The 4,744-nt window shown below is 72.0% G+C and carries 4 protein-coding genes; 2 read left to right on the plus strand and 2 right to left on the minus strand.

Annotated elements, in window-relative coordinates:
• Window positions 1–23: 23 nt before the first annotated feature.
• Entirely contained in the window at window positions 24–2,417 is a 2,394-nt protein-coding gene (locus tag GRC12_RS41980; protein WP_208785705.1) for an MFS transporter, read from the minus strand.
• Window positions 2,418–2,649: 232 nt separating this feature from the next.
• Between GRC12_RS41980 and GRC12_RS41985 the strand changes: the two genes are divergently transcribed.
• Window positions 2,650–3,123 carry an NUDIX domain-containing protein gene (locus GRC12_RS41985; protein WP_208785706.1) on the plus strand — a complete coding sequence of 158 codons (474 nt, stop codon included), beginning with the start codon at window positions 2,650–2,652 and terminating at the stop codon, window positions 3,121–3,123.
• A 36-nt stretch (window positions 3,124–3,159) separates the two neighbouring features.
• On the plus strand, window positions 3,160–3,372 hold the full coding sequence (locus GRC12_RS41990) for a hypothetical protein (RefSeq protein WP_208785707.1): 213 nt from the start codon (window positions 3,160–3,162) through the stop codon (window positions 3,370–3,372).
• A gap of 56 nt (window positions 3,373–3,428) precedes the next feature.
• Here GRC12_RS41990 and GRC12_RS41995 read toward each other — a convergent pair whose 3' ends face one another.
• Entirely contained in the window at window positions 3,429–4,085 is a 657-nt protein-coding gene (locus tag GRC12_RS41995; protein WP_208785708.1) for an SDR family oxidoreductase, read from the minus strand.
• Window positions 4,086–4,744: the final 659 nt, after the last annotated feature.

Genomic DNA, 4,744 nt, shown 5'->3' on the forward strand with positions numbered 1-4,744 from the left:
CGCTCACTCCCGCCCGCGCCGAACTACTCCGTGCTGTGGGCGAGTTCGATGTCGTGTTCGTCGGCGTCGCTCCCGGAGACCGTCACCGTCGCCGCTCGCGGCGGGTACCCCGTCGCGATGAGCGTGTACGCGCCGCTGTCCAGGTCGGAGAAGGCGTAGGCGCCGTCGATGTCGGTGCGGGTCGTGGCGATCACGTTGCCCGCCGCGTCGACGAGGGTCACGCGGGCGTCGCTCAGCGGGGCACCGCCTCCGCGGATCGTGCCCCGGACGTGGACGCCCGGCCGGAGTTCCACCTCGACCCGCGTGGTGCCCGTGGCGCCGATCTCGACGGGCAGGGCCAGCGGGCGGTGCTTGGGGGAGTTGACGGCCAGGGTCACCGTCCCCGGCACCAGGTCGGTGACCGTGAACTCGCCCAGCACGTCCGTCCGTCCGCTCGCCAGCACCTCCCCGCGCTCATCCGTCACGATGACCACCGCGTCGGCGACCGGAGCCCCGCTGTCCGCGGACCGCACCAGACCGGCGAGCCCGCTGGTGCCGCTCAGCAGGACGTCGTACGAAACCGGGACGTCCGCGACGACGAGCGTCGAGGCCTGCGGCTGGAACCCCTCGGCGGAGGCGATCAGCACATACGAGCCGGCGGTGGGCGCCTCGACGCCGTACGAACCGTCCTGCCGCGAGACCGACCTGCTCAGTTGTTCGCCGCCGAGGGAGATCAGTGTGACCGCGGCGGCGGCCACCGGTACGCGCTCGGCGGCGAAGACGTGCCCGGTCACGGGGATGCCACCGCCGTTCGGGTGGGCGAGCGGGCCGAGAGCGTCCCCCGCGCCCGACGGGACTCGACCGGGCGTGTCCATGCAGGGGGCGTCCACCGTCGAGACGGATGCTGCGGTACCGCCCGCGCCTGCCGAGCTCGGCGCAGCCATCGCTGCGGCGCCCGTGGCCGCCGTGCCGCCACCGCCCGACGCACTCTCAGCCGTCATCCCACCGTCAGAAGTCGCAGCCCCGTGCCGGGGAATGAGCGAAGCCACCGCGAAGGCCAGCAGAGCGGCGCCGCCGCCGACCGCCAGGACCGTCCTGAAGCCGTTCTCTGAGGGGACGGAGAGGGGGCCCAGGCGGATGGTCATCTGGGAGAGGATGACGCCGGCGACGGCGCTGGCCGTCGACGTGCCGATGGACCGCATCAGCGTGTTGAGGCTGTTGGCCGCGCCCGACTGCGACGGCGGCACCGCGCCCATGATGAGCGAGGGCATCGCGCCGTAGGTGAAGCCGATGCCGGAACCGATGACGCAGGACACCAGTACGAACTGCCACACCTCCGACATGAGCAGGATCTGCAGGCCGTAGCCGGCCGCGACGATCAGGGAGCCGAGCATCAGGCTCGCCTTCGGGCCTTTCGCCTTGGAGAGGGCGGCGGAGACCGGGGCCACCGCCATCATCACCAGGCCGGACGGGGCCATGACCAGACCGGCGGTGAGCAGCGACTTGCCCAGGCCGTAGCCGGTCGCCTCAGGCAACTGCAGCAGCTGCGGAAGCACCAGGGACATCGCGAACATGCCGAAGCCGAGCGCGACCGAGGCGAGGTTGGTGACGAGGACCTGGCGGCGCGCGGTGGTGCGCAGGTCGACCAGCGGCTGCTCGGCCCGCAACTCGTACCAGCCCCACAGCAGCAGTACGACGACGGACGCGCCGAACAGACCGAGCGTGGTGCCGCTGTCCCAGCCCCAGTCGCCGCCCTTGGAGATGGGGAGCAGCAGGCAGACCAGGCCGACCGCCATTCCCAGGCCGCCGACGACGTCGAAGCGGCCGCCCGTGCGCACCTTGGACTCCGGCACCACGAACAGGACCAGGAGCAGCGCCACGACCCCCATCCCGGCCGAGCTCCAGAACAGCACGTGCCAGTCGAAGTGGTCAGCGATCAGCGCGGCCGCGGGCAGTCCGAGCGCGGCGCCCACGCCGAGCGAGGCGCTCATCATCGCGGTGGCCGAACCTAGGCGTTCCGCGGGCAGTTCGTCCCGCATGATGCTGATGCCGAGCGGGATCACACCGCCGGCCGCGCCCTGCAACGCCCGGCCGATGATCATCGGGGTCAGCGAGTCGCTGAGCGCGGCCGTCACCGAACCCGCGACCAGCAGGACCAGGCTGGTCAGCAGCATGCGGCGCTTGCCGTACATGTCACCGAGCCGCCCCATCATCGGGACGGCGACGGCCGCGGCGAGCAGCGTGGCCGTGACGGCCCAGGCGGTGTCGGACGCCGGGGCGTTCAGAAGCTTCGGCAGCTCCGGGACGATCGGGATCACCAGGGTCTGCATCAGCGAGACCACGATCACGCCGAAAGCCAGGACCGCTACGACGGCATGTGCCCGCGGCGCTGCGGACACCACCCCGTCGTCGGCGGGTCGGGGGAGTGCGTGGGACATGGTCGGGCCTCCGTGGGCGGCGTTGGGCATCGGGTGTGCACGACTCGACAAAACTAAGTCAGTTGATTGACTTAAGCAAGAAGGGGCTGGGTGGCGTACGGCGTCGGATTTCGTGAGGGCCCGGTGGAGGGCCGAGGAGGGAGGGGCGGCGGAGGGTCGGAAGGGAGAGCTGAGTGGAGCACGGGGAATGACGGCCCGCGCGCGTGGGCCGTCATGCGGGTATGTAAGACCCATGGGCCGCACCGATTACTTCCACGACCCGGACGCCCCTCCGGCCACCTCCGTCGTACCCGCCGTCGTCGCCTTCGTACGCGACGACGCCGGGCGCATCCTGCTGGTCCAGCGTTCCGACAACGGCCGCTGGGCGCTGCCCGGAGGCGGCCACGACCTCGGCGAGTCCATCAGTGACACGGTCGTGCGGGAGGTGTGGGAGGAGACCGGGATACAGGTCGAGGTCGTCGACCTGTCCGGCATCTATACCGACCCCGGGCACGTCATGCGGTACGACGACGGGGAGGTCCGCCAGCAGTTCAGCCTCTGCTTCCGGGCGCGCCCCACGGGCGGCGAACTGCGCACCAGCGGCGAGACCACCCAGGTCCGTTGGGTCGACCCGGACGCCCTCTCCGAACTGGACATCCACCCGACCATGAGCCTGCGCATCACCCACGCGGCGGACCGGACGCGTACGTCCCCCTATATCGGCTGACGATCAACTGAGCAGGCCCCGGGGCACACTGACCCCATGTCCACTCGTCGCAGACACTGCCCCGAATGCCGGCGCGAGATCGCCGTCGTCGCCGGCCGGTTCGCCCGGCACGACCCGCCCGGCGCCCGCGGGACCGGCGTACTGGTCTCCTGCCCCGGCTCACGCCGACCGGCCCAACCGGACGCCGCGCAACCGTCGTTGGACGGCTACGTCATCCCCGAGATGCCCGGCCAACTGCCCCTGTTCTGACTACATCTGACCGCTGACGATCGCCTGCTCGGCCGGGCCTCCCGCATCCGCCCTCCTCAGTTGCCGGCGACCGATTTCACCGCCACCGAGACCGGCGTCGCCCCACCGACCAGCTCCAGGGTCAGCCCCGCCGTCGCGGGCGTGTCCACCAACTCCGCCAGTACGGCGGCCACATCGTCGCGCGGGATCGCACCGCGGCCCGTGTGCGCCTCCAGCCGTACGAGGCCGGTGCCGGGGTCGTTCGTCAGTGAACCGGGGCGCAGGACTGTCCAGTCGAGCCCGTCCAGACTCCGGACGTACGCGTCCGCCTCGCCCTTCGCCCGCAGATACACGTCGAACACGTCGTCCCCTTGGTGCGCCGGGTCGGCGCCCATCGACGAAACGATCACGTGCCGTCGTACGCCCGCCCGAACCGCCGCGTCCGCGAACAGGACCGCCGCCCCCTTGTCCACGGTGTCCTTGCGAGCCACTCCGCTGCCGGGACCCGCGCCCGCCGCGAAGACCGCCGCGTCGGCGCCGCGCAGGCACTCGGCGACCTCCTCGACCGAGGCCGACTCCAGATCCAGCAGCACCGGTTCGGCACCGGCCTCCCGTAGGTCGTCGCCCTGCTCGGCGTGACGGATGATCCCCGCGACCTCGTCTCCGCGCGCGGCGAGCAGCCGCTCCAGCCGCAGCGCGATCTGACCATGACCTCCAGCGATGACAATGCGCATGTCTCCGACCGTACGCCCGGACGGCCGCATCCGCCGCACGACTTGAGCCACGCCCCAGGGCGCACGCCCGCAGCGCACGCGCAGGGCGAAGGGGCGGCGGCCCGTACAGACGCATGATGGGGCGCACGCGCGGAGCGTACGAGCTGGCGTTGTGCACGCCTGGCGCGCGAGCTGAAGCGTGTGCGCCGGGTGCACCGGCTCGGGTTGCGCGCGCCCGGCACATGATCCTGCCGCGAGTGCGCCGGGCGCCTGAACTCGCGTCGGGTGCGCCGGGCGCGTACGCGTATCACGCGCGCTCGGAGTGCATGCGCTGTGGCTTCGCGCCCCGTCGCCGCCGGTCGGGTGGGGGCGCCTCCCTCTCGGCGCGCGGGCGCGGCCTCACGCAAGCCGGCGTGAACGTTCAAGCCGCACGCCGCTCAAAGCACCGACACTCACTCCAACCGTGCGCCCGCAGAGCGCGAACCCACTTCACACACCCCTGCCCGCCATGCACGCCCGGAGCGCGCCCCCACGCCGTGCGCCCTCAATGCATACGCACGCTCCGGCGTACGCCCCTCAGCGCAAATCCAGCGCCACACACCCCGGCTACCCGGGGCAGGCTCCTGCGGTCGCCCACTCGCAGCAGCCCCGGCAGAGCCACCTCCCGGCAGCCCCATGCC

The sequence above is a fragment of the Streptomyces griseorubiginosus genome, from assembly GCF_017614965.1.
Taxonomy (GTDB): domain Bacteria; phylum Actinomycetota; class Actinomycetes; order Streptomycetales; family Streptomycetaceae; genus Streptomyces; species Streptomyces griseorubiginosus_B.